Here is a 22926-nt window from a genome sequence, read left to right as displayed (position 1 = left end):
ACCAGTCGTCCCGGTGCTCCGGCCGCACCGGCTGCAGGGACTCGAGCAGTCCCAGGCCCCGCTTCATCAGCTGAACGCCCTCACGCGGACGACCCGCGCATCCGGCGTCGATACCGGCACGGTGCAGTATCCGAACATTCTCGATGACCGCACCCTGGTCCAGCTCTGTCACACACACAAACCTATGACAACACAGGTAGTAGTGGCCCACCGTCTGTCTGCCGGGTGAACCGGCAGACAGACGGGCGGATCAGTTCAGTTCTCCGACGGGCACGCCGTCGGCGCAGCCGCCACCGCAATCGGCGGTGTGCTTGTGGGCCTTCTTGTCGCCGTCCTCCGGCGCGGGTTCGGTCGGCGGGACCGACGGGTCGAGCGGGTCGGTGTGCTCGTCGAACGGCATGTCGACGACATCCGTGGGTGTGGACATTGCGATAGCCTCCCCTGCTGATCTGCACTGCTACATACGGGCAACCCGGCCCACCGAATGCCTACTCCCCTGGTGACTCCCAGTTGCCATTCGCGCGTCCCTCTACGCGCGAACGGAGTAATAGTGACATAACGGCGCAGTGATCAGAACTGTTTTCCCACAATCCGTGGCGGATTTCTCACCGTGCAACGAGAGCAGCGACCGTTACGCCTTTCGCCGCAGGCGAATACGGCGCCCGGCGGTCGTGACCGGCCGGTCACCCATGGGAATCTGCCCTGGTAGCGGGAGGTGCCATGGCCGGGCTGCCGCGCGGGGCCGTCGCCCTCGCCCTCGCGTTCCTGCTCGCCTTCCCCTCGGTCGCCGCCGCGCATTCCCTCGCGAACGTTTCCGTCGCGGGGCCGCGGACCTATCACAACCCGGTTTCCGTCCCGGTGGCCGACACATTCGCCGACCCGGCCGTGCTCCGCGGCAAGGACGGGCTCTGGTACGCCTACGGCACGTCCGACCCGCTGCGTCCGGGTGAGCGGGTCCGGCACGGCATCCCGGTCCTCCGCTCGGCCGACCTGGTGCGCTGGGAGTACGTCACCGACGTGTTCACCCCGGCCAACCGGCCGGGGTGGGCGGCACCGGGGGCCGGGCTGTGGGCACCGGACATCCGCTACGCCGACGGCCGCTACCTGTTGTACTTCACGGTCACCGACACCACGGCGCACCCCGGGCAGGACGCCGCGATCGGCGTCGCGACGGCGCCCACCCCGGCCGGGCCGTGGACCGACAGCGGCGGGCCACTCGTCGCGCCGCGGCCGACGGCCGGGGGCGGCTTCGAATGGACGTACGACCCGGCCATGCTCACCGACGCCGGGGGACGGCGCTGGCTGTACTTCGGCTCCTACGTCGGCGGCCTGCATGTCGTCCCGTTGTCCGCCGACGGGCTGCGGGTCACCGGCGATCCGGTCCGGATCGCGGCCGCCGACCGCTACGAGGCGAGCTACGTCGTCCGGCACGAGGGCTGGTACTTCCTGTTCGCCTCGGCCGCGAACTGCTGTGCGGGACCGGCCACCGGTTACAGCGTCTTCGCCGGCCGCTCGGCGAGCCCGACCGGCCCGTTCCTCGACCGCGCGGGCCGTTCGCTGCTCGACTCCCGGGTCGGCGGGACGCCGGTGGTACAGCCGAACGGGAACCGCTGGGCCGGCACCGGCCACAACGCCGTCGTCACCGACGCGGCGGGCCAGGACTGGCTGCTCTACCACGCCATTCCCCGCGACGAGCCCTACCTGGACGAACCGTACGGGATCAACCGGCGGCCGATGCTGCTCGACCGGCTCGACTGGATCGACGGCTGGCCGGTGGTCCGCGGCGGGGCCGGGGCCTCGACCGGCGAACAGCCCGCTCCGGTCACCACCGGCGTCCTGGACGACCGGTTCGAACGCGGCGAACTCGGCCCGGACTGGCGGACCCCGGCGCCCGGCTGGAGCGTCATACCCGCGGCCGATCCGGACTCCGGCGGCCTGCTGCGGCACACCGGCGCCGGACCGGACGAGTTGCGCGCGACCAGGCGGGTCCCGGCGGGGGCACACGTGGATCTCGACGTCCGGCTCGCCGCGAACGCCTCGGCCGGGATCGCGGTGAACTCCCGATCATCGGACGCGCGGGTTTCCGTCACGCTGGACGAAACCACCGCGGCGCTGGTCACCGACGTCACCGTCCACGGTGGACACCAGGTGCGGCGCACCCCGCTGCCCGCCGGTTTCCGGTACGGCACCTGGCACACGCTCACCGTCGAGAGCACCGGGTCGCGGCTGACGGCCACCGTCACCGACGCCCGGCTCGGCGATCCGGTGGCCCGGCAGGAGCGCGCGCTGCCGTGGTGGCCCGGCGAGCGCGGGCTGGCGGTGCTCGCCTCCGGCGGGGCCGAGGTGGACAACGTCTCGGCGGCACCGGCGGCCGTTCCGGCACGGGACCTCGCCCCGGTTCCCGAAACGGGCGTGCTCGATCCGTCCTTTTCGGACGACTTCCAGGGTCGAATGAGTCCACTGTGGACCTGGGTGCGGCCCGACGCGGCGGTGACCGTGGGCCCCGGCGGGCTGCGCTGGCCGACCCAGGCGGCGGACCTGGTCGGCTCGGGCAACGACGCGAGCGTCCTGCTGCGCGAGGCGCCGTGCGGCGACTACGTGGTGGAGACCGAACTCGGCCTCGATCTCGGCGTCGGCACCGTGCGAAACTTCGAGCAGGCGGGCCTGATCGCCTACGTCGGCGACGACGACTTCGCGCGGCTCAGCCACGTCGCGATCTGGAACACCCGCCAGCTCGAATTCGGCCGCGAACTTCCCTACGCGGGCCGGACCACCTTCGGCGGGATGGCACTCACCGCACCGGCCACGACCACCTGGCTACGGCTCGCGCACCACGTCGACCGGCGCTCCGGCGAGCACCGGTTCCGCGCGGGCGCGAGCCGGGACGGGCGGCACTGGGAATGGGGCGGGAGCTGGACCTTCCCCTCGGACACCACGCCGCGGATCGGGCTGGTCGCGCACGGCGGCGACACCCCGCCCGCCACCGCGGTCTTCCGGTACTTCCACGTCTACCGGGACTGAACGAGGTTCAGAGCCGGGCGGCGATGCCGTCGAGCAGGCAGTCCAGGCCGAGCCGGAACTGCGCGTCCTCGTCGGGACCGAGCAGCTCCGGGTCCTCGTCACGCAGAAAGGTCCGCATGAACCGGCCGAGCAGCGGGTACGGGCCGTCTTCGGTTCCCTCTCCCCACCAGCCACGGGCATGCTCCCGCACCTGTTCGGCGGACCCGAAGTCGTTGTGGCGCCACATTTTCACCTCTTCGGCGCGCTGAAGGGCGGCCCCGAGCACGTAGCCCTCGACCAGCCGCAGGTAGCCCAGCCCCGCGGCCAGGTCCTGCCCGTGCCGGTCGAACGTGGCGAGCACGAACTCCTTGATCCGGCAGGCGTGCGGCCCCGCGGGCGGGCGGCTGTGCACCAGCTCCGCGAACCACGGATGCCGCTTCGCCATCGCCCAGTACTCCGTCGCGAGCCGCTCCAGGTCACCGCGCCAGTCCGCACCGGGATGCGCGGGCGTGGCCACCTCCGCGCCCGCCGCGTCCAGCATGAGGTCCACCAGGCCCTCCTTGCTGTGCACGTACCGGTAGAGCGACATCGGCGTGCTCGACCCGAGCTTCGCCGCCACGGCCCGCATGGTCAGCGCCTCGGCGCCGCCCGCGTCCGCGATCTCCACCGCCGCGCGCACGATCTCGCCGCGGCCGAGCCCCCACTTCCGCTCCGGCGGCTCCGGCAGCAGCCAGATCGGCGGCGGCGTCTTCGGCGAACCCTTTGCCGCGTCCCGCTCCTTCGAGCCCCGCGCACCCACGCATGTACCTCCCGCACTTTGCGTACAGGGTACAGGTCGTGTACAACGTACATAGAATGTACGACGTACACGAATTGACTGGGGGGTTGTCCATGACGAAGGGCACGAACGAGAAACACGTACCCGTCCTGATCGCCGGCGGCGGCGTGGCCGGGTTGACCGCGGCGCTGCTGCTGCGGCACCACGGCGTCGGCGTGATGCTGGTCGAGAAGCACGCGAGCACCTCACCGCAGCCGAAGGCGCGGCGGTTCAACCCGCGCAGCACCGAGGTCTTCCGCGCGCTCGGGCTGAGCGACGCGGTCGCCGAGGCTGGCGCCCCGCTCGCGAAGTTCACCGGGATGCTGACCGGGCCGACACTGGCCGAGGCGACCTGGCCGGAAATGACACCGCACCTGACCGCGGCCGGCGCCCAGCACGCGGAACTCGCCCGGCTCAGCCCGGCACCGAGCGTGCTGTGCCCGCAGAACATCCTCGAACCCGTGCTCCGCCAGGCCGCCGAGGCACGCGGGGCGCGACTGCGGTTCGGCACGGAACTGGTGACGTTCAAGCAGGACGCCGACGGCGTGCTCGCCGAACTGCGCCCCGGCAGTGACGAGCCCTACCCGGTGGTCGCCGACTACCTGATCGCGGCGGACGGCGCCCGCGGCCCGATCCGCGAGGCGCTCGGCATCCCCCGTGCCGGGGCCGGGCACCTCGCCGACAACCTCGACGTGTGCTTCCGCGCCGATCTCACCGAACTGGTGCGTGGCAAGGAGTTCAATCTGTGCCGGATCGAGAACCCCGCCGCGTCCGGGGCGTTCGTCTCCGTCAACGGCACGGACACGTGGCTGTTCTCCACTTCGGACTTCCCCGTCGGCGACCGGCACGCCCGCGATCTCGACGACGAGGCGTGGGCGGACCTGCTGCGCGAACTCGTCGGCGTGTCCGATGTGGACATCGAGATTCTCTCGAAGATGCCGTGGGAATCCGGGATGTACGTGGCCGAGCGGTTCGCCGAAGGACGGGTCTTCCTCACCGGCGACGCGGCACACGCGATGCCGCCGATGGCCGCGGCCGGGGCGAACACCGCGATCGCCGACGTCGCCAACCTCGCCTGGAAGCTCGCCGCCGTGCTCGACGGGACGGCTTCGGCCGCGCTGCTCGAGAGCTACCACGCCGAGCGTCATCCCGTCGGCTACGCCACCGCCGCGTACTCCAGCCAGGTCAGCGGCCACCTCGGCACCATGCTCAAGGCGCTCACCAGCGGGGACGCCCAGCGGTTCGACCTCGCCGCCGCGATGTTCGGCGTCCAGTACCCCGAGGGCGCGTTCGTCGCCGACGACCGCGGGCCCTCCCCGGAGGACCGGTACGCGCCCGGTGCGCGGCCGGGCACCCGGATCCCGCACGCCTGGCTCGACCGCGACGGCGAGCGAGTGTCCACTGTGGATCTGGCGGGCCCCGGTTTCACGCTGCTGACCGGTCCGGACGGCGAGGCGTGGCGGCGTGCCGCGGCCGAAGCCGGGGTCGCCCTCGAGGTGGTCGGTGACGACGGCTGGCTCACCGCGGCGGAACTCACCGGCACCGGCGCCGTCCTGGTCCGCCCGGACGCCGTGGTGGCCTGGCACTCCCCCGCGTGCCCGGCACACCCGGCCGAGGCGCTCCGGAAAGCGCTCTCGCAGGTACTTGGACGCTGAAACCCTTGGCGGACAAGAGGTCCCGGGCCGCCGAGGGGGCGGCCCGGGAGCTCGTGGTCAGCTCACCGCGCCCGCGCCGTAGGGCTGGGTGATGGCCTCCAGGTAGTGGCCGGACGGGTCGGCGAAGTACACGCCACGGCCGCCGTGGTTGGTGTTGTACTCGCCCACCCGCTCCTTGCGGGGATCGGCCCAGTGCTCGATGCCCTTGGCCTGGAGCCGCGCGTAGATCTCGTCGAAGTCCGGCTCCGTCACGAGAAACGCGTAGTGCTGCGGCGGGAATTCCACGCCGGGCTCGGCGAACTGGAACAGCACACCGCCGTCCAGCCGGACGGTCAGGAAGGGCCCGCCCTCCTCGGCTTCGGGCAGGCCGAACATCTCGGCGAAAAAGGAGGCGGATTCCCGCTTGTCGCGCGCGGCGACGATGGTGTGATTGAACAAGGTGGTCATGAATGACCTTTCGAACCGACGCCTCCATGCCTGACGCTGTCCGCCACCGGCACGCGACGCTGAGCAGATAAGATCACAAGCCACCCAGGCATCGCAAGTCCGTTGTCCGGCACGAGACGCGGATCTCAGGCACCGAGCAAAGTGGCCAGTCCGGAATAGCCGCCGTCGCGCAGCCGGACCCCGGAGGTCTTCGCGTAGGCCGCGTCCGCCTCGATGCCGAGCCCTTCGACCATGCGGTTCATGAAGTTGAACAGCGCGCACACGAGCACGGCGTCGTGCAGCGCCCGCTCGTTCCAGCCGGCGGCGAAGACCGCCTCGGCGTCGGCGTCGGTGATCCTGGCGGGGGTCCTGGTCAGCTTGCCGACGTAGGCGAGCACGGGCTTGAGCCGCTCGTCGACCGGCGCGCTGTCGAGATCGGTGAGCGCGGCCGTCAGCAGTCCTTCCGGGACACCGAAGGCCTCGGCGGTCACCGTGTGCACGCCGTGGCAGTAGTCGCAGCCGTTCACCCCGGAGACGTAGGCCGCGATGAGTTCCCGTTCCCCCGCGCTGAACTCCGAGGGCGCGCGCATGATCAGCTCGTGGAAGTCCAGCAGCGGCCGCGCGGACGCCGGGTAGGCCCGGAACACGTCCAGCAGGGTCGTGTCAGTCGGCAAAGACTTCAGATAGGACATCAGGAGTCGCTCCCTCGGGTTCGGACGGCCGGGCGGCGAGGCGGTCGACATCGTCGCGGCGCAGCCAGCAGGCGGTCAGGTAGGCGGCCGAGGCGGGGCCGAGACCGGGGACGGCGGCGGTGACCCGCTCGGTGGTGCCCGCCCACTCCTGACGCAGGGAGCCCGCCACGGCCGGGCCCGGCCCGGCCTCGATCCGCGCGCGCACCTCGCGCCAGCGGATCCGGCCCGCGTCGAGAAGCGCGGCGGTGCCGAGCCGGTCCAGCGCGCCGTGCCGGGCCTGGTCCACCGCGAGCGTCACCAGTGCCGGGTCGTCGGCGAGACGGGCGAGGCCGACGCCGGCCAGCAGCCGGTCGGCGTCCAGGCCCAGCAGGATCACGCCGACCTCGGTCGAGGCCGGGTCGTCGATCGAGGGCAGCGAAAACCGGGTGTCGTGCGAGGTGGGTTCAGACACGGGCGACGGCCCTTCCCGGTGCCGGCGCGAATTCCGCGCGGCCGGCCCCGTGGCGCACGCTCGCGGCGACCGCGGCGGCGACCCGGGCCGTCGCGACGCGGTGCCCGTCGATGTTGCGCGCGGCCGGGCCGAGGACCATGCCCGCCGCCGCGCCCACCGCGAACACCCGGGGCGCACGCGCGTAGGCCATCGTCCGCCCGTCGAGTTCCGGCCAGCCGTCGCGCTCGCCGACCAGTTCGCCGGGCAGCAGCCCGGTGCCGATCGACGGCGTGGTGCCGAGCGCCAGCACGACGTGGTCGCCGGTGACCCGGCCGCCACCCTCCATGCGCAGCACGGCCGTCCCGCCCGCGCCGGGCGCCACCTTCGTGATCGCCTCGCCACGATGGACGACCAGGCGCCCTTCGGCTTCCGCGCGTGCCAGCTCCGGACGGAATTCGAACATGATCGACGCGTGCCGGTAGCGGCGCAGGAGATCGAGGCGGTCGTCCCAGTCCACGCCGTCGAACCGGGCCCTGCCCTCCGGGCGGAAGAACGTGGAGTTGACATCGGCGCACTGATAGCGCTCTCCCGTTTCGCGGATCACCCAGTGCACCTGCTTGCCCGCGGCGAGCCCGCCGCCGATCAGGTGCGCCGCGGTGAGCCCGGCGCCGACGACGACGAGACGTTCGCCGTAGGCGGGCAGTTTCTGGTCCCAGTAGCTCACCGACGGCGGCGGGAATCCGCCGCCCCACCAGTGTTCCGGCGCGTCCCTGCGCTCTTCGCCGAGACACAGCACCACGCAGCGCGCGGTCACGCCGAACCGGTCGGTGCGCACGGTGACCGCGTCGGCGGCGGGCAGGATCTCCCGCACCACGCCCCGCCAGGTCTTCTCGGCGACGTGGTGACTGGAAGCCAGGTGCCCGCAGTAGGCGTCGAAGACGTCGACGGGCACGACCGAGCGGTGCCCCGCCTGCGCCATGCGGATTTCCCGCCGTTCCACCGGGGTCAGCAGTCCCCAGTGGAGCCGCGCGAAATCGAGCAGTTCACAGTCGCGGTATCCCTCGACGCCGGGGTGGTGCTCGTAGGGCGAGCGCAGCACCCGCTGCCCGAGCAGGTCCACGCGGCCGAAGAACCGGTGGCACGGCCGCCCGGAACGGTCGACCAGCACGACGTCGTGGATCCCGTGGTGCCACAGCGCGGAAGCCACCGCGAGGCCGGCCGGTCCGGCGCCCACCACGACGACATCCGCGGTGCGCGGCGGGTTCCCGCCCGGCGCGGGTCTTCCGCCCGGCAGCACCGGCCATTCCCGGCCCCGCGGCGAACCGAGCAGCACGGGGTCGGGGACGAAGGTGAGCACGCCTCAACCGATGACGGTCACGGGGACGATCAGCTCGACCACCGGACGCTGCTGCATGCCGTTGGTGACCATCTCTTCGAGCGTCCGCTGCGACTGTTCGGCGCTGTCGGTGGCGATCGGGCTGTAGCGCGAGTAGGCGTAGGTGGGCTTCGAGCCACCCGCTTCGAGCGTGTAGACCTTGAGCACCGATTCGCCGGGGCGGACCTCGCCGTCGTAGAAGGTCAGGCGCCGCTGGTCCGGGGTCATGAAGGACTTCGAGAACTGGCGGGAAAGCACGAGCGTGTCGGGGTCGTTGACGAAGGTGGAATCCTCGTCGGTGACGACCTGCATCGCGACCCAGGTCTGGTCGGTCAGGTTCGTCTCCGATTTGATCACCTGCCACCGGCCGGGTTCGGGGAGGTTGACGCTGACCGAGACGTCGTGGTCGGTGGTGTCGATCGCCCCCGTGATCATCAGCACCCGTCGGCGGACATCGGCGACCCCGGCCATTTGAATATCACGCGCGCGGACCCGAGTCGATACATCCAATCCGGCAAATTCCGGTGACGACATTGTATTCGTGCCTCCTCGCTTGCCCCCGGAGCAGAAAGTTGCGCATCAAGCAAGGAAAGAATTTCATACGCCCATAGGGGTGTCAAGATGAGTTATGCACGACGTCGGCGCCGAAGATGAATCCCGTCGGCCGGAGAACCACACACTCCCACGAGCGTTCGGCGAAACGGAGCCCGCGGGTTACTCCGTTCGGCGGTACGCCGGTGAGTCCGGCCTGGTTCCCGGCCACCCACCGGCACCCGCGGGCAGAACGGGCCGGGTCACGTCTCGTCGTACTCCTCTTCCCGGGCCGCCGCGATCATCCCGCCCTGGAGCGCGCCGACGTAAAGCAGATCGAATGCGGACTCCGCGCGGCGCATACTGAATTTGAGAACGAGATTTCTTTTCACCACGATAATGAAATGTTTCGGGTTCTCGCTGTCCCCGAAAATATCGTAGATCATGAAGGCCGAACCGTCCGCGACCGAAAACAACGCTTCATAGACCACGTTGCGTTCGGCCTGACTGGCGGCCTGGGCCCATTCCTCGAGGAGGTCGAATCCCGAAGTGAACTGGAGGCGCGTAGCCATCCACTGGCCTCCTCAGCTCCAGCAGTCGCCGGCGAGGTGCCGGCTGGGGGGTGGGCGCCGGCGTCCCGTGGGACCATCGCGACCCGGAACTCGTCCCCGTCCACCCCGGCGCGGGCCGACGGGTCGGATGACGCCGCCGGCCAGGCAGTCGGATCCCAGTCTCTCAGTGGCCGGGCCGGAAAATCATCTTCGAAGTTGCCGAGCGGTAGTGGGCGGACACCGCGTGTGCCCGCCCGCCGGTGTGCTCAGTTGTAGCCGAGGACGATGTGCTCGGCGAGGTACTCGCGCACGACCACCGGTTCCTCGGCCGGGACGGGTTCGTCGAGCACCCACAGATCCTCGTCGTACGACGGGACTTCACGGTGGGTCAGGTGAGCTGTCATGACGCGACCTCCACTTCCTGCTGCGGACCACTGTCCCGCGCGCCGATGGAGTTCTCCTTGAAGGACAGTGGAATCCTCACTTGACAGCCATGCCCGCGACATGCTGCGCAAGCCGTGAGTGGCCGGTGGGGGGTGGGCGGCGGCGATCCTGGAGGAGACGGAAAACACGCCCGCGGCGACGTCGTGACCACTTCCGCGGGCCGGCTCTCACGCCACGGAGTGCGCCATGACCGAACGCCTTGACCCGTACGAGATCTTCGCCGACGACGACGCCGACATCGACCTGCCGACGCCGGCCCGCTTCGAACTTCCGCGTGAGCCGCGGGTCTCCGACGCCGCACCGCTCGACCGATGAGCGGCCCGCGCCACGATCCGCACGCCCGCCCGCCGCGGCCACGCGTGCCGGAGTCGTGGAGACCGTCGCGGACGCCCGCCGTCCCGGCGGCACGCACCGGCGGCTGGCAGGTGCCCCGCCGGCGCACCGGAACGCCGTTGAGCGCCGCCGCCCGGCAGCGGACGTGCGCGGTGTGCGGCGCCCCGTTCTCCCCCGGCGAGCGGACCGAACTGCAGACCTTCACCGACGGCGAGATCCGGTACACCGCGGTGCATCCCGGCCACAGCATCTACGCGAGCAGCCGGGAGCGCCGGATCACCGACCGCCTGCGCCGCGCCGCCTGACCTCGCGTCCCGCGCGGATCCGAGGGACGCCCCCGGTGCGTTCGGCGCACCGAGGGACGCCCCCGTCGCGTCGAACGCAGCGAGGGACCCCCTTGTCGCATCGATGTCCCGAACGCTTCTCAAGGGACGCCGGGTGTGCTGAAGGACGCCTTCAGTGCGCTCAGCGCACTGAAGGCGTCCTTCAGCACCCACCTGCCACCACGCGAGGGAGGCGCGGGTCACCGTGGCAGCAGGGAAGCCCGCCACGTGCCGTGGGCGGCACGCAGCGGAGCGCCGGGCCGCCAGGCGGCGTCCGCCCAGATCCGCGGCCGGTCCCCCACGGCACCGGCGTCGGCACGGCGCGCCGCGGCGGCCGCGGAAAGACCGGCGAGCACGGCGACCAGCGCCGCCAGCTCCACCTCGTCCGGTGCGCCCCGTTCCACTCGCAGTTCCGGAGAGTCCACAGTGGACTCGTCGGCGCGTTCGCCCATCGGCCGTACCTCTCGGACTCAGATCGGCAGGTTGCCGTGTTTGCGCCGCGGCGCCGCCTTGCGCTTGTCCCGCACCATCGCCAGCCCGCGAGCCAGCGCCGCGCGGGTGTCGGCCGGGTCGATGATGTCGTCGACGAGGCCGCGTTCGGCGGCGTACTGGGCGTTCATGAACTCCTCGGTGTACTCCGCGACGAGTTTCCCGCGCAGCGCGTCCGGGTCCTTCGCGGCCGCGAGGTCGCGCCGGAACAGGACGTTCACCGCGCCTTCGGCGCCCATGACGGCGATCTGGTTCGTCGGCCAGGCCAGGGAAAGGTCGCAGCCGATCGAGCGCGAGTCCATCACGATGTACGCCCCGCCGTAGGCCTTGCGCAGGATCACCTGTACCCGCGGCACCGTCGCCTCGCAGTAGGCGTGCAGCAGCTGCGCGCCCTGCCGGATGATGCCGGACCGCTCGTGCTCGACGCCGGGGACGAACCCCGGCACGTCGACCAGCGTCACGAGCGGGATGCCGAAGGCGTCGCAGAACCGCACGAACCGCGCGGCCTTCTGGGACGCGGGACCGTCCAGGACACCGGCGAAGACCACCGGCTGGTTCCCGACGAGGCCGACGACGCGGCCGTCGATCCGCGCCAGCGCGCACAGCACGTTGCGGGCCCAGCCCGCGTGCAGCTCGAAGAACTCGCCGTCGTCGGCGATTTCGGCGAACACCTCACGCATGTCGTAGGGCCGGTTCGGCTCCACCGGGACGATCTCGGCGAGCCGGGGCCGCTTGTCGCGGTGGGCCTCGCACGACGGGTTCGGCGGCGCCGGGTCCAGATAGTTCCCCGGCAGCAGGGAAATCAGGTAGCGGACGTCGTCGAGACAGCTCTCCTCGTCGTCGTGCACCACGGTCGCCACCCCGGAGTACGTGCCGTGCACGTCGGCACCGCCGAGCTCCTCGTGGCTGACGCGCTGCCCGCTGACGGCCTCGACCACGTCGGGACCGGTCAGGTACATCCGCGCGGTGTCCCGGACCATGAACGTGAAGTCCGCCAGCGCCGGGGAATACGCGGCGCCGCCCGCGCACGGGCCGAGCACGACGCTGATCTGCGGGATCACGCCGGACGCCTCGACCTGACGGCGGAAGATGCCGCCGTAGCCGTTGAGCGACATCACGCCTTCCTGGATGCGCGCCCCGCCACTGTCGTTGAGCCCGATGATCGGCGAACCCGTGCTGACCGCCAGGTCCATCACCTTCTGGATCTTCGCCGCGTGCGCCTCGCCCAGCGAACCGCCGAACACCGTGAAGTCCTGGGCGTACACGAAAACCCGGCGGCCGTCGATGGTGCCGGAGCCCGCGATCACCCCGTCGGTGTAGGGCCGGTTCTCCGCCAGCCCCAGCCCGCTGGCCTGGTGCCGCCGGTAGAGCTCGACCTCGGTGAACGAATCGGGATCGAGCAACAGCTCGATGCGTTCCCGCGCGGTGCGCTTGCCGAGCGAGTGCTGGCGCCGGATGCCCTCGAACCGGCCTTCGACGATGTGCGCGCGCAGCTCTTCCCGCTGTTCCCGCAACGCGGGCATGGCAGGCGCCGGCGGGTGCACCGGCTCGCTGCCCCGCGCCAGCGGGATGACCTCGGCGTCCGCGCCTTCCGGGCGGGGCAGCCTCCGGTGGCCGCGGCGGAAGTCGGCGGGCCCGGCGACGACGACGTCGTCGCCCGCGGCCGTGGCTCCCGCCTCGCCGCTCGCACTCATGTGATCGCCTCGCTTCGCTCGCAGGCATCGTTCATGCCGCGTCCCGGACTCGCTCGCCTCCACGGGCACGGGCCTGGTTGTCGCTCTCGATCTCGGCCACGATGTCGCTCCACCGGATGCCCCGGCCCAGCCGCGGCATCGGGATCAGCACGGGTGGCGGATCCGGCAACTCGGCACCGGAGATCTGCTGCCCGTCCGGTACCGGCACGGCCTCGTTCGTCGTCATGACTGCCCCTCTCCCCTTCCTGCGGAACCGGCGAGCACCGGTCCGTCTGCTGGTGGCCGCACCACCGCCGCGCCGGCCTGGCGATCGGTCAGCAGGCCGGCCCGGTGCAGCCAGGCGACCGTGTCGCACACGGTCTCGGACAACGGACGGGCCACGACGCCGCCGGTGACGGCCGGATCGCCGTCGACCGGTACGGCCACGGCGCAGACGTAGATCGCGCCGTACTCGGCCGGGATGTTCCACGGCCACACCCGCTGCACGAGGTCGGCGAACCGGCCCACCGGAACCATCGCACGCGGCGGCAGGAACAGGGCGGGCAACGCCCGACCCGTGACCGCACGCAGCACGGTGAGATAACGCGACGTCGGAACCCAGTGCCCCGGACCGAAAACCCGCGCCCGCGCGCCGAAGTCCGGCCCGGTGAGCAGGTCCGCGTGCAGCACCGCGGTGTCGCGGACGTCCCCGATCGGCAGCCCGCGGGACGGCCAGAACGGCATGAGGCCGCGCAAGACGTTGCGCAGCCGGGCGTTCTGGTCGCCGACGTACGGGTCGTCCGGCCCGATCAGCGCGGACGGATAGCTGATGACGACCGGCGCGCCCTCGGCCGCGTGCCGCCGCGCCACGCGGTCGGCCGCCGCCTTGGTGGCGAGGTAGGTCTCCTTCGGCGCGGCGACCGGCGACTCCGCGCCGATCGTCGCGGACGGCGACGGGTACAGCGCCCCGACGGTCGAAACGTGCACGATCCGTCCGGCACCGGACGCGCGGGCGGCGCCGAGCACCACCTCGGTGCCGCGTTCGTTGGTACGCCGCATTTCCGCGCGGCGCCTGCTGTCGAAGGAGTACACGGACGCGGCGTGCAGCACCGCGTCCGCGCCCAGTACCAGCCGCGTCACCGCGGTCTCGTCGACGACGTCGCCCTCGACGAGACCGACCACGCCGGGATCGACGCCGAACGGCGCCAGCGCGGGCGCCAGCCGCTCCGGATCGCGGGCGAGCACCCGGACCCGGTGCCCGCGCCGCACCAGTTCGGCGACGGCGTGGGCACCGAGGAACCCGGTGCCCCCGGTGACGCTGATGTCCATCGTCTTCTCCCCGGTTCAGGCCGTGGCCCGCACGCGGCCGTCGATGTGGTGGTAGCCGCCGTTGTAGAACACGAGCGTGTCGGTGCCCGTGCTGCGGCTGGAGGCGAGCACCCTGCCGAGGAAGATCGAATGGTCGCCGCCCTCGTAGATCTCGGCCAGCTCGCATTCGACCCAGGCCAGCGCGCCGGACAGCAGCGGCGCGCCGGTGAGCGGGCCCGGGGTCCACTCGACCGAGTCGAACTGCGCCAGGCCGGCGGGACGCCGCCAGTCGGCGAAGTACCGGGCCAGCTCACGCTGTCCGCCGCTCAGCACCGACACCGCGTAGCCACCGGCCGACACGATGGCCGTGTGCATCCGCGCGGCCCGCGAGACGCAGCACAGCACCATCGGCGGTTCCAGCGACACCGAGGTGAACGAGTTCGCGGTCATCCCGTGGCCCTCCTCGCCGCCGGCGGTGAGCACGGTGATCCCGGTGGCGAACTGCCCCATCACCTCCCGCAGGCCCGCCTGCTCGGACAACCGCCGCCGGGCAGGCGGGACGGGCACCCGTTTCAGCACCGGACGTTCGGTGCCTTCGCCGAGGTTGGTCACGTCACTCTCCCTTGCCGTTGACCGAACCGGCACCGGACGCCCGCGCGGCACCCGTGGCGTAGGGGGCGAGTGCTTCCCGCAGCTGCTCGGGGACCCGCGAGGGCACGGTCGCGGTGTTCGGGCCGCGCATGCACGCGATCCGCTGCCGCCCCCGCGCCACCAGCCGCTCCCCCTCGTCCGTCAGGTGCACGTAGTCGAAGGTGAACTGGATCTGGGTCTGGGTCAGCTCTTCCAGGCGCAGCCGGATGGACAACTCGTCGAACGCGGTGATCTCGGCGAAGAACTCGCAGTCCACCTTGAGCGTGAACAGCTTGAGGTCGTCGCGGACCTCCTCGAGCACCGCGGGTGCCTTCTCCTTCAGGAACATCTCGCGGCAGCGGCCCTGCCAGCGGACGTAGTTGACGTAGTAGACGTTGCCCACCAGGTTGGTCTCCTCGAACCCGACCGTGTGGCGGATCTCGTAGTAGTCGGCCATGTCAGCTCTCCTCTCCCTGGAGGACCGCGAAGACCACGGGATCGGTCCGGTCGTTGATCGTGGTGGACCAGGTGGCGATGCGGAACTGACCGGAGGCGAGCAACGCCCACCCGTCGGCCTCCACCCGCCGCACGGTCAGTGCCTGGGTCATGTCACCCGCCTTGCGCACGCATTCCAGCGCGCTCCAGACCCGGGTGTTCGCCACCGTGACGGACTCGCCCGCGTCGGCCGCGAGCAGTTGCCCGACGGCGAGCAGTTCCTCGCCGAGCAGACCGGACCAGTCCTCTTCGGTGCGCTCGATCGCGGTCTCGATGTCACACGAGACCTGCCCGCTCCCGGCGACCACCAGGGTGAGCTGGGACGTGTGCGACGCGGTCACCTCGGCACCGTCGGCCTCCGGCTTCCCGTCGGGGCGGTAGCGCACCTCGACCGGCCGGTCGAGCGCGCGGCCCGCGGCCAGCGCGGTCTGCGCCCGCCGCTGCGCGATCGTGGCGACCTCGGTGTCGGCCGGGTCCGGTTCGAGGACCACCGACCGGCTGCCGCCGAGCATCCGCTCCGCCGCACGCTCCACATAGGACCCGAGCATGGCCGGGACCCACGGCCCCGCGCCGTCCCGCTTGCGGACCGCCCGCAGCTTCAGCCCCTCCCACCGCTCGACGAGCGTCCCGTCGGGATTGCGGACGTCGAGGTCGTAGAGGTAGCTGTCGCCATCCTGCGACCGTTCGCGAGCGTCGAGCAGGACGTATTCGGGGTCCTGCGCGCCCGGCTCGGCGAGGTAGAGCTTCTCGATCCCCTGCGGCAGCAGGGTCGCGTCGGGGACGCAGCACTGGATGGCGTGCATCATCGCGTCCCTGGTGCCCGGGTCGGCCAGCAACCGCTGCTGGGGCAGGAACGGCGCGAACCAGGAGACGTCCGAGCCGGTCGCGATCTCCGCCACCGCGTGCCGCGCGCTCGCCCGCCGGTAGCCCAGCACCCGCTGGAACCGCTTGCCCTGGAACAGCACCGAGCCGTACAGCTCGGTCACCGGGTCGACCGGGACCGCGGGCAGGCCCACGTCACGCGGGACACGCTCGCCGAGTTCGTCCGGCCGGGCGAACCGCAGCCGGGCCCGGAAGTGGTCGGCGCTGAACCCGGTCTCGCCGCTCCGCAGCACGACGTCGACCGTCTCGGCGTCGACCGCGAGCGCGGCCAGCCGGATCGTCGTGGTCCCGGCGGGCGACACGATGATCGGGCGCAGGAACTCGACGTCCTCCAGTACCGGGGTGACCTCCGTGCCCCGCAGGGTCGCGGAGGCGACCTGGGTCATCGCCTCCATGCCCAGCACGGCGGGGAACAGCAGGTCGCCGTCGAGCAGGTGGTCGGACAGGTACGGGTCGCTGCCCGCGGACAGGTCCGCCTCGGTGATCAGCTCGATGCCCGGGTAGTGCACGACGGCGCGGTCGACGAAGCGGGTGAGCGGCAGCTCCTCGCTTTCCACCGGCAGCGTCGGCAGTCCCGCGGTGCGTCCGCAGACCACCAGCACCGACGGCGCCTCCGGGTCGCCGAGGACCTGGCGCAGGATCGCGATGCCCTCCTCGGTCGGGATCGGTGTGATGCCGTCGCGCATGAGCGCGCTGACCACGCCGAGCTTCTCGCCCATCCCGGTGCCGGACCAGACCGACCACTCCAGCGCGATCGCCCGCGCCGCCGGGTGTTCCTGTCCGAATCGGACGGTCAGTTCGGTCATCCAGTCGTTCGCGGTGGCGTAGTGCGCCTCACCGCGGAGACCCGCGCGGCCGATGATGCTGCCGAAGGTGACAAGCAGCTTGATCCGGTCCTGGTCGACCGCGCCGAGCACCGCGTGCAGGCCGCCGATCTTCGGCGCGAGCGTCTTGCGGAAGCTCTCCTCGGTCAGGCTGAACAACGCGGCGGGCTCGTTGCGCCCCGCCCCGTGCAGGACCGCGGTGACCGGGCCCAGCGCCGCCTGCACGGCGGCGACCGCGGCGGCCACCTGCTCGGCGGAGGTGACGTCGGCGCGCTCGTACCGGTAGGTGATGCCCGCCGAGGCCATCCGGCGCAGATTCTCCGCCAGCTCGGTGTCGTCGGCCGGGTCACTGCGGCCGAGCAACGCCAGCTTCGCACCGGAATCCTTGGCCAGTGCCAGCGCGCTCTCCGCGGTGATGCCCTTGCCGCCGCCGGTGACGAGCAGGACGTCGTCGCTGCCCAGCGGTTCCGGGATCGGGCCGACCGGGGCAGGCGGCAGCGCGCCGAGGCGCGGCACCGTCCTGGTCCATCGCGTGTCGTAGCGCGCTTCGGTGAAGTCGGTCGTCGCCGCGACCTCCAGCAGTACGGTCTGCACCGCCTCCTCGATGTCCTCCGCCCCGGCCGGGGCCGGGTCGGCGAGGTCGACGATCGTGGTGCGGGCCGACGGGTCCTCGAGCCTCAGCGTCTTCGCGAGACCGGAGGCGCCGAGGCCGTGCTGCACCACGACGAAGCGCGTGCCGTTCGGCGCGGCCATGACCGCGCGGCCCGCGTCGAGGAACAGCCCGGTGTCCGAGGCGTCGCAGTCGCCCGGCAGGCACAGCAGGACACCGTCGCCGAGACCGGCACCGGCCAGCGCCGCGCGCAGCGGCTCGGCCAGCGAGTGACCGGGCGTCGAGAAGACCTGCCATTCCGCGGCCGCGATGCCAGGGGTGAGATCCGGGTTCGGCCGCAGCGCGGGTACGTACTCGACCGAGAACGGCCGGACCCACGGGCCGACGCCGGGGATTTCGGCCGCGCCGTTCGCGTCCTCCAGCTTGGCGGTCTGGGCCAGCTCGTCGATCATCTCGGCGAGTTCGCCGAGGCACACCGTCGCGAAGTTCGGCATGCCCTCCAGCGCGGGACGGCCCAGTGCCCTGGTGACGTCGTTGACCAGCTGGCCGACGGTGATCGAGGACAGGTGCAGGTCGTCGAGCGGGTGGGTGTCCGCGGTGACGGTCTCCAGCGGCAGTTCGACCCGTTCGGCGGCCAGCTTCCGCAGAAGGTCGAGCGTGGCGTTCGCCCCGCCCTCGGCCGTGCCGGGGTCGACCGTCGCGGCCTGCTGCTCGCGCTCGGCGGCCAGTTCGCGGGCCAGCTCGGCGTCGATCGCCGGAGCCGCCTCGCACGGGCTGGCCAGGAAGCTGAACTCGCCGTCGATCGGCAGCGGCCGCACGACCCGGCCCGCGAACAGCGCCCCGGTGTCGATCGTGACGCCCAGCGCGTGGGCCGCCGCGGCGACCCGCAGCACCGCGCCCAGCGTGGGGGCGTCGGAGTCGACCGGCAGGACCGGCTTGCCGGGGGCGATCTCGTCGAGCAGCCCGGAAAGGACCCGGCCGGGGCCGACCTCGATCACCAGGTCGCTGCGCTCGGCCACCTTCGCGGCGGCCTCGCGGAACCGCACCGGCAGCACGACCTGGTCACGCAGCAGCTCGCGCAGGTCCTCCGCGCCGTGCAGCACGTCGCCGGTCACCGTGGAGACCACGGGCCGCTCGATGCGGGCGAACTCGAACTCGGTGAGCCGTTCGGTCATCGCCTCGGCCGCGGGAGCGACCGACGGCGAGTGGAAGGCGTGCGAGACGTTGATGCGCGTGGCCGTCACACCCTCGGCACGGGCGCGGGCGCAGACCTGCTCGACCGCGGTGGCCGGACCGGAGATCACCGTCTGGCCCGGCGCGTTGTACCCGGCGATGACCACGTCCTCGCCCTGGCTGAGCTCCTCGGCGCGGCTCGGGCTCGCGGCGAGGCCCGCCATCGCGCCGTCGCCCGCGCTCGCCGTGGCCATCACCTTGCCGCGGATCTTGGCCAGCCGCAGCACCTCGTGCTCGTCGAGCGCGCCGCCCCAGTGCAGGGCGGTCAGCTCGCCGAGGCTGTGCCCGGTCGCGGTGTCGGCCTCGATGCCCAGCTGCCGCAGGACGCGCAGCGCCGCGAGCGAACCGGTAACGATCCTCGGCTGGGCGATCTCGGTGGCGACCTGGTCGCCCGCGGCGTTCAGCCCCGCGACGCGGTGGATCTCCTCCGCGCCGGCGAACCGGCGGCGCAGTGCCCCGACGGTGCCCTTGCCCGATCCCTGCCCGGGGAACAGGTAGCCGATCTTCGGCGTTCCCGTGCGCCCGCTGGCGAAAATCCCTTCCGTGACGGCGAAGACCTCGCCGTCGCCCTCGGTCACGAGCTCGGCCAGCCTGGTCAGCTTCCGCTCGGCGTCCTCCGGGTTCGTCGCGACGACGGCGGCGCGGACGGGCTTGCCGGTCAGCTCGGCCGACAGCGTGCCCGCGAGGTCGGTCAGCTCGGCCAGCGACAGCTTCGGCACGACGGTGAGCAGCTCGGTGATCCGCTCCCGCAACGCGTCGAAGTCCGCGGCGTCGAGCAGCAGCAGCTCGGCGTCCTGCCGTCCGGAGACCAGCGCCCTGGTCCGCTCGTCGAGCACGCGGCGCCGCGCGGCGCCCGGCGCCTCGGCGACCGCGATGTGCGAGTTGATACCGCCGAAACCCATCGCCGAGACACCGGCGCGGACCGGCTGCTCCGGGGGCCACAGCCCGGCCTCGCCGGGGACGTACATGCGGGCCGAGTCGCCCAGCAGCGATTCGTGCGGCTCGAAGTGCCCGGTGCCCGGCGGGATCACCTGGTGGTGCACCGCCAGCGTCGCCTTGATCAGCCCGGCGACCCCGGCCGCGGCCTTGGTGTGCCCGATGTTGCCCTTGATGGTGCCCAGCGCGGCGGGCGGGGCGAGCGGATCGGCGTCGCGGCGGGCGGTGGACAGCGCCTCGATCTCGGTGGCGTCGCCCAGCGCGGTGCCGGTGCCGTGGCCCTCGAAGTACGACACGGTCTCCACGCCGTACCCGGCGCGCCGGTAGGCGCGGCTGATCGCCAGCCGGTGCCCGGCCGCCTCCGGCCGGGTGATGCCGCCCTTGCCGTCGGAGGAAACGCCCCAGCCGCTGATCGAGGCGTAGACGCGCTTGCCCTGCTCGATCGCGTCGCTCTCGCGCATCAGCACGAGCATGCCGGAACCCTCGCCGGGCCAGAAGCCGTTGGAGTCGGCGTCGTAGACCTTCATCTCGCCCTTGGCGAGCGCGCCGGTCTTGGCGAAGCCGATGACCTCGAACGGGTCGATCGAGAGGTCCACCCCACCGGCGATCGCGACGTCGAGATCGCCCTGCGCCAGCGCGTTCGCCGCGTTGACGACCGCGAGCAGCGAGGACGAGCACGCACCGTCCACTGTGTACCCGCCGCCGGCGAAGTCGAAGTGGTTGCAGACGCGGCCCGCGATCGTGTTCGCCAGTCCCCCGGCGAGGCTGTCCTCGTTGATCTCCGGGAACGGCGACTTGTACTGCACCTCGAGATCACGCAGGAAGGTCGCGGTCTCGTCGTCGTCCCAGCCGCGCTCGGCCAGCGCGGCGGCGACCGTGCGGCGCACGTACGGCCAACGCAGCCGCATGATGTTCGCCCGGGAGAACTCCCCGGTGAGGCTGTTGCCGATCACCACGCCGGTCGACTGCTTCGGGGCGCCCTCGCCCTCGGCGAACCCGGCGTCGGCCAGCGCCTGCGCCGCGACGTCGAGCGCGAGCCAGTGCGTCGTGTCGGTGGCGCGGAAGGTGCTGCCCGCGACCTTGTACTGGACCCGGTCGAACTCGAAGTCGCGCAGTACCGCGGCCTTCCGGGAGTAGAACCGGTCCGGCGCCTTGGGGTCCGGCGAATAGTAGTCCTCGTGGTTCATCCGTTCGTCGGGCAGGCGCCGGAACGCCCGGCGGCCCGCCAGCACGTTCTCCCAGAGTTCCTCCAGTGAACGGGCGTCCGGATACCGCAGTCCTATCCCGACAATCGCAATCCGCTCAACGCTCATGCCACCGCACTCCCAATAGCTCGCGATATCGTGTTCGAAACCCGTCCGTGGCCGAACAACCGAACCGGCCGTGCGCGGTCGAGGCCGGCAGGTGAATCAGGGCCGCCGTCGCACCGAATCCGGTTCGGATCCGACTACTACCATCCCCTGTGCGCCGCCCGGAGTCTTCTCTCATTCTGCGTGGCACTTCCGCACCTGGTCAGCGTGGGAATTCCACGCCGCGGCACCGGCCGGGGAAGTCCGCACGGCGGAAGACATCCCCTGCCGGGAAGGCGCTTTCCGGCAATCGACAGGTAGCAGTGCCGCGCGCAGCGGCCATACGCTCGGTCGGGACGGCGAACGAGAGGGATACAGGTATGTCGCTCAACAGTGCTCCAGCCAAGCAGAACGACGAACTGGCCGCGGTGACGGCTGTGCCGCAGCGCATCATCGATGCCTGGGCGGGCAACGACGCCGAAGCCTTCGCCGACGTCTTCGCCGAAGACGGGACGATGGCGCTCCCCGGCGTCTTCGTCAAGGGCCGTGAGGGGGTCAAGAACTTCATGGCCGCCGGGTACGCGGGACCGTACAAGGGAACCCGGGTCTACGGGGAGCCGATCGACGTGAAGTTCCTCGGGGCCGACTCGGCCGTGGTCGTCACCCTCGGCGGTGTACTCGGCAAGGGCGAAACCGAAATCGCCGAGGAGCGCAAGGTCCGCGCGCTGTGGGTGCTGGCGAAGAACGACGGCGAATGGCAGCTGGCCGCGTACCAGAACACGCCGGCCAACGCCGCCTGACCCGGCGCCACCCCGAGCCCGCACACCGAAGAGCCCCGGACACCGAGGTCCGGGGCTCTTTCGTGCCGAGTTATGCCGACGGCGGGTGCCGCCCGTCATCCCCGTTCGTCACCGGCAGGCCGGTGCAGCCTGCCGCCCAGCTCGGTCGCCGCGGTGAGACTCGCCCACGCGGCGAGCTCCACCAGGCCGCGTCCGTCCGTCTGTCCACTGAGGACGTCCGCGACCGTCGGTTCGTCGATCTGGTACGCCGCCTTCACGGTCAGCAACGCGAAGCGCGCGGCGGGCCGGTCCGCCTCGGCGACCTCGGCCACCGCCGCGTCCACCCAGGAGCGGCTCAGGCCCGGCGGCCGGCCGTCCCACGCCTTCAGTTCCCGCACCACCACGTCACGGACCCCGGGGGAAACCGAGCCCTCGGCGGCCCCGGCGACGGCGGCCGCCGCGCGCGCGAAGGCCTCCCCGACCGCGGTACCGGGCAGCGCCCACGAAGGACCGTCCACGAAGGACCGTGGGAGCAGGTCGAGCGCGGCGCCCGCCCTCGGGGCCGGACCGGGTTTGAGGAAGTGCCCGAGCACCGCGCGGACCTTCGGCCGCGCGGAATCCGGGACCGCGGGCGGCAACGGCGACGGGCCGAGGAAGATGTTGACCATCCTGTTGAGGTAGTGGAACACCACGGCGACCGCGGTGAGCTCCGCCGCCGCCTCGGCGGGCACCCCGGCGGGAAGCGACCCGTCGCCACGGGCCCACAGCGCCAGCGCCCTGGTGTCCTCCTCGGCGATCCCCGCGTAGTCACCGTGCTCGATCGCGGCGGCGTCGCCGGGTGAGCCCAGCGCCCCGAGCGCCATCCCGTGCACCTCGACGCAGTACGGGCAGGCGTTGCCCTCGGACACCGAGGCCGCGACGACCTCCTTGTCCGACCGGCTCACCGTCCCGTCCGCGACCAGCGACTCGCGCAGCATCAGCCACGCGGCCGCGAGCACCGGAGGCGCCACCGAATGCAGCGCGACCGGCGGCGCCAGCATCCCGAAGTCCCGTTCCAGCTGCCGGTAGACCTCCGCGACGAGCCCCGACGCCCGCCTCGGCCGCACCACCCCGACGTACCGGACCTCCCCGATCGCCCGCCGCAACGCGAGCCGCACCACTCCCGACGTCATGATGTCCTCCCAGAATGGAGATCTCACGT

Annotated in this window: 22 protein-coding genes; 5 read left to right on the top strand and 17 right to left on the bottom strand. The window is 71.9% G+C overall.

The genetic code is table 11. The features are described from left to right. Positions 1 to 250: 250 nt before the first annotated feature. Positions 251 to 427, bottom strand: a complete 177-nt coding sequence (locus ABD987_RS35845; protein WP_345404795.1) for a hypothetical protein — start codon at positions 425 to 427, stop codon at positions 251 to 253. A gap of 293 nt (positions 428 to 720) precedes the next feature. Between ABD987_RS35845 and ABD987_RS35840 the strand changes: the two genes are divergently transcribed. Continuing rightward, positions 721 to 3021 (top strand): family 43 glycosylhydrolase, encoded by a 2301-nt coding sequence (locus tag ABD987_RS35840; protein WP_345404793.1) that lies wholly within the window; start codon positions 721 to 723, stop codon positions 3019 to 3021. Positions 3022 to 3028: 7 nt separating this feature from the next. Here ABD987_RS35840 and ABD987_RS35835 read toward each other — a convergent pair whose 3' ends face one another. After that, positions 3029 to 3799: a TetR/AcrR family transcriptional regulator gene (locus tag ABD987_RS35835; RefSeq protein WP_345404791.1), complete on the bottom strand. Its 771-nt coding sequence runs from the start codon at positions 3797 to 3799 to the stop codon at positions 3029 to 3031. A gap of 92 nt (positions 3800 to 3891) precedes the next feature. On the opposite strand from ABD987_RS35835, the gene ABD987_RS35830 reads away from it, so the two are divergent. Continuing rightward, on the top strand, positions 3892 to 5472 hold the full coding sequence (locus ABD987_RS35830; protein ID WP_345404788.1) for an FAD-dependent monooxygenase: 1581 nt from the start codon (positions 3892 to 3894) through the stop codon (positions 5470 to 5472). A gap of 57 nt (positions 5473 to 5529) precedes the next feature. On the opposite strand, the gene ABD987_RS35825 is transcribed toward ABD987_RS35830, so the two are convergent. The 7 genes from ABD987_RS35825 to ABD987_RS35795 form a co-directional block, all read right to left on the bottom strand. Then, positions 5530 to 5919, bottom strand: a complete 390-nt coding sequence (locus ABD987_RS35825) for a VOC family protein (protein ID WP_345404785.1) — start codon at positions 5917 to 5919, stop codon at positions 5530 to 5532. Positions 5920 to 6044: 125 nt separating this feature from the next. Next, positions 6045 to 6590: a carboxymuconolactone decarboxylase family protein gene (locus ABD987_RS35820; RefSeq protein WP_345404782.1), complete on the bottom strand. Its 546-nt coding sequence runs from the start codon at positions 6588 to 6590 to the stop codon at positions 6045 to 6047. Further along, a complete protein-coding gene (locus ABD987_RS35815) occupies positions 6562 to 7041 on the bottom strand; it encodes a DUF6187 family protein (protein WP_345404779.1) in 480 nt (159 codons plus the stop codon). The genes ABD987_RS35820 and ABD987_RS35815 overlap by 29 nt, the downstream gene beginning before the upstream one ends. Next, on the bottom strand, positions 7034 to 8377 hold the full coding sequence (locus tag ABD987_RS35810) for an FAD-dependent oxidoreductase (protein WP_345404776.1): 1344 nt from the start codon (positions 8375 to 8377) through the stop codon (positions 7034 to 7036). Before ABD987_RS35810 ends, ABD987_RS35815 begins: the two co-directional genes overlap by 8 nt. A 3-nt stretch (positions 8378 to 8380) precedes the next feature. Further along, on the bottom strand, positions 8381 to 8866 hold the full coding sequence (locus tag ABD987_RS35805) for a DUF6423 family protein (RefSeq protein WP_345404773.1): 486 nt from the start codon (positions 8864 to 8866) through the stop codon (positions 8381 to 8383). Between the two features lie 323 nt (positions 8867 to 9189). Continuing rightward, the gene (locus ABD987_RS35800) at positions 9190 to 9498 is read right to left on the bottom strand and encodes a DUF6235 family protein (protein WP_345404771.1); all 309 of its coding nucleotides are present in this window, start codon (positions 9496 to 9498) and stop codon (positions 9190 to 9192) included. Between the two features lie 245 nt (positions 9499 to 9743). After that, positions 9744 to 9881, bottom strand: coding sequence for a hypothetical protein (locus tag ABD987_RS35795; RefSeq protein ID WP_345404768.1), 138 nt, complete (start codon positions 9879 to 9881; stop codon positions 9744 to 9746). A 226-nt stretch (positions 9882 to 10107) separates the two neighbouring features. Between ABD987_RS35795 and ABD987_RS35790 the strand changes: the two genes are divergently transcribed. Next, a complete protein-coding gene (locus ABD987_RS35790; RefSeq protein ID WP_345404765.1) occupies positions 10108 to 10236 on the top strand; it encodes a hypothetical protein in 129 nt (42 codons plus the stop codon). Then, positions 10233 to 10559 carry an LIM domain-containing protein gene (locus tag ABD987_RS35785; RefSeq protein ID WP_345404762.1) on the top strand — a complete coding sequence of 109 codons (327 nt, stop codon included), beginning with the start codon at positions 10233 to 10235 and terminating at the stop codon, positions 10557 to 10559. Before ABD987_RS35790 ends, ABD987_RS35785 begins: the two co-directional genes overlap by 4 nt. Positions 10560 to 10777: 218 nt before the next feature. Here the strand turns inward: ABD987_RS35785 and ABD987_RS35780 are convergent, their stop codons facing one another. Genes ABD987_RS35780 through ABD987_RS35750 form a run of 7 tightly spaced genes read right to left on the bottom strand, consistent with a single transcriptional unit; the run spans position 10778 to position 20970 of the window. Then, a complete protein-coding gene (locus ABD987_RS35780) occupies positions 10778 to 11029 on the bottom strand; it encodes an acyl-CoA carboxylase epsilon subunit (protein ID WP_345404759.1) in 252 nt (83 codons plus the stop codon). A gap of 18 nt (positions 11030 to 11047) precedes the next feature. Beyond that, positions 11048 to 12760 carry an acyl-CoA carboxylase subunit beta gene (locus tag ABD987_RS35775; protein ID WP_345404756.1) on the bottom strand — a complete coding sequence of 571 codons (1713 nt, stop codon included), beginning with the start codon at positions 12758 to 12760 and terminating at the stop codon, positions 11048 to 11050. A 31-nt stretch (positions 12761 to 12791) separates the two neighbouring features. Further along, the gene (locus ABD987_RS35770; protein ID WP_345404753.1) at positions 12792 to 12986 is read right to left on the bottom strand and encodes a DUF6222 family protein; all 195 of its coding nucleotides are present in this window, start codon (positions 12984 to 12986) and stop codon (positions 12792 to 12794) included. Continuing rightward, complete coding sequence (locus ABD987_RS35765; protein WP_345404750.1) at positions 12983 to 14068, bottom strand: NAD-dependent epimerase/dehydratase family protein; 1086 nt, start codon at positions 14066 to 14068, stop codon at positions 12983 to 12985. The genes ABD987_RS35770 and ABD987_RS35765 overlap by 4 nt, the downstream gene beginning before the upstream one ends. 15 nt (positions 14069 to 14083) lie before the next feature. Next, positions 14084 to 14659, bottom strand: coding sequence for a flavin reductase family protein (locus ABD987_RS35760; RefSeq protein ID WP_345404747.1), 576 nt, complete (start codon positions 14657 to 14659; stop codon positions 14084 to 14086). A 1-nt stretch (position 14660) separates the two neighbouring features. Continuing rightward, a complete protein-coding gene (locus ABD987_RS35755) occupies positions 14661 to 15134 on the bottom strand; it encodes an acyl-CoA thioesterase (RefSeq protein ID WP_345404744.1) in 474 nt (157 codons plus the stop codon). A gap of 1 nt (position 15135) precedes the next feature. Further along, complete coding sequence (locus ABD987_RS35750) at positions 15136 to 20970, bottom strand: type I polyketide synthase (RefSeq protein ID WP_345404741.1); 5835 nt, start codon at positions 20968 to 20970, stop codon at positions 15136 to 15138. Positions 20971 to 21326: 356 nt separating this feature from the next. Between ABD987_RS35750 and ABD987_RS35745 the strand changes: the two genes are divergently transcribed. Continuing rightward, positions 21327 to 21746, top strand: a complete 420-nt coding sequence (locus ABD987_RS35745; protein ID WP_345404738.1) for an SgcJ/EcaC family oxidoreductase — start codon at positions 21327 to 21329, stop codon at positions 21744 to 21746. A 95-nt stretch (positions 21747 to 21841) separates the two neighbouring features. Here the strand turns inward: ABD987_RS35745 and ABD987_RS35740 are convergent, their stop codons facing one another. Next, entirely contained in the window at positions 21842 to 22897 is a 1056-nt protein-coding gene (locus ABD987_RS35740) for a carboxymuconolactone decarboxylase family protein (RefSeq protein WP_345404735.1), read from the bottom strand. Positions 22898 to 22926: the final 29 nt, after the last annotated feature.

This window comes from Amycolatopsis samaneae, from assembly GCF_039541975.1.
Taxonomy (GTDB): domain Bacteria; phylum Actinomycetota; class Actinomycetes; order Mycobacteriales; family Pseudonocardiaceae; genus Amycolatopsis; species Amycolatopsis samaneae.
The sequence above is the reverse complement of the archived record's forward strand: the minus strand, read 5'-3'. Positions and strand labels throughout refer to the sequence as shown.